Source organism: Polynucleobacter sp. JS-Safj-400b-B2, assembly GCF_018881975.1.
GTDB lineage: Bacteria > Pseudomonadota > Gammaproteobacteria > Burkholderiales > Burkholderiaceae > Polynucleobacter.
On the sequence record NZ_JACVPJ010000032.1, the window covers coordinates 1 to 1,771 of the forward strand.

Annotated in this window: 3 protein-coding genes; 2 read left to right on the top strand and 1 reads right to left on the bottom strand. The window is 47.3% G+C overall.

All coding sequences use genetic code 11. From position 1 onward, the window contains the following. Nucleotides 1–203: hypothetical protein (locus ICN48_RS13735; RefSeq protein ID WP_216154246.1), on the top strand; the 203-nt coding region annotated here is incomplete at its 5' end. A 49-nt stretch (nt 204–252) separates the two neighbouring features. Here ICN48_RS13735 and ICN48_RS13740 read toward each other — a convergent pair. Then, nucleotides 253–1,397 (bottom strand): IS3 family transposase gene (locus ICN48_RS13740; protein WP_216154247.1). Its coding sequence is split into 2 segments (ribosomal slippage): nt 253–1,127 and nt 1,127–1,397, totalling 1,146 coding nucleotides; the frame shifts between segments, so codons are not numbered across the junction. 14 nt (nt 1,398–1,411) lie between these two features. Here ICN48_RS13740 and ICN48_RS13745 point away from each other — a divergent pair. Further along, nucleotides 1,412–1,579, top strand: coding sequence for a hypothetical protein (locus ICN48_RS13745; protein WP_216154248.1), 168 nt, complete (start codon nt 1,412–1,414; stop codon nt 1,577–1,579). The last annotated feature ends 192 nt before the right edge of the window (nt 1,580–1,771 follow it).

Here is a 1,771-nt window from a genome sequence, read left to right on the forward strand (position 1 = left end):
TCTTTAGTTCTGCCGGTTATCAAACCGATACCCTTTGGTTTAATGGCACTACCGGCCAAGAAACCCAAGATGTGCAATACAACAGTAGCGGTCAATATGTTGATGCCATCAATTATGCCAATGGCATTAAAACTGACGAGATGTTTTTAACAGCATCTGGCGCAGAAACGGCCGATGAGAAGTTCAACGCGGGTCACGGTTGAACTGCTGTCAATTTAGTACCACCACCAGTGAGAGTTTTTCCATATTAAATCATTGCATATAACTGGGTTGGATTTGAGTAATCCTGGGTAACATCACCTGTGGTGCTGGTGGTCTGTAACCCAATGAGCTATGAGGTCTTACTTGGTTGTAATGATCTTTCCATTGCTTGGTTAGAACCCTCGCTTCTTCTAGGTTGTAGAAGATCTCCCCATTAAGCAGTTCATCTCTTAAGGTGCCATTGAAGCTTTCACAAAAACCATTCTCCCAGGGTGAGCCTGGTTCAATGTAAGCGGTTTGCACACCAATCTCCTTTAACCAATCCCGCAAGATTCTCGCTACGAACTCAGGACCATTGTCCGATCGAATAAATTTGGGGATGCCGTGGATGACCATGGTATCCGTTAGTTGTTCAATCACCTCTTTAGCCCCAATACGCAATGCGCAGTGGATTACTAAACAAACACGGGTGTATTCATCAATCATGGTGAGCATCCTGATTTTCCTTCCATAGGCATCGCGAACAAAGACAAAGTCGTAGCTCCAGACATGGTTTCGATACTGCGCTCGTAGACGCAGGCAACTACCGTCTTTTAACCAAAGCCGTCCTTTGGGGGTTTGTTTATCGGGTACCTTGAGGCCCTCTTGCCGCCAGATGCGCTTAACCCGCTCCTCTGTAGCCCTTTGCCAACCTGTATTGCGCATCAGAGCGGCCACGGTTCGATAGCCATAACGGCCATAGGTGCAAGCTAAGCGGATGATCTCTGCCCTAAAGGGTTTTTCATCATCACGGGGTAATGGCATATACCGATAGGCTGTTCGTGATAGCCCCACCAAACTGCAGGCAGACCGCTCAGAGACTTGATACTTATCCATGAGCAGCTGCGCTGTATTTTTACGCTTAGTGGGGCTTAGAAGTTTCCCTTAATGACTTCTTGGAGCATGACCTCTCGCAAGGAGAGGTCTGCTACGAGCTTTTTGAGCCTCGCATTCTCTTGCTCTAAGTCTTTGAATTTCTTGGCTTGATCGGCTTTCATACCGCCGTACATTTTTCGCCAGCGATAGTAGCTTTGGGCAGTTATGGATAGAGACTTGCAAGCCTCTTCTAAGGTCTTGCCGTTGGCAGTCAGAACCTCAATCTGACGCAGCAGGGAAACGATTTGCTCGGGTTTAAAGCGAATGCCATGTTTGGCCATAGTACAACTCCTTTTTGAGTAAAAGATTATCAAAATCTCACACTTGGAGTGGTACTAAAAATCACCGCCGGTTGGCGACTAAGTTGGATTTAGCGCCAGCAGGCAAAGCATCTCCCAATAAGAAAAGTACGCAGCAGTTGCCACTGCACGAGAACGTGCGTGGCTCGGGCTACTACCACTAGCGCTTCACTGATTTTTTAACCAACCCAAAAGGAAACCCAATGCTTCATCAACACACCATCACTTCGCTTCAAGCACTAAGATTAGAGGGCATGGTCCTTGGCCTACAAGAGCAATTTACGCAAAGAGCGTCAAGCGATCTCTCGTTTGAAGAACGTCTTGGACTCTTGGTGGATCGAGAGCTCACCTACCGA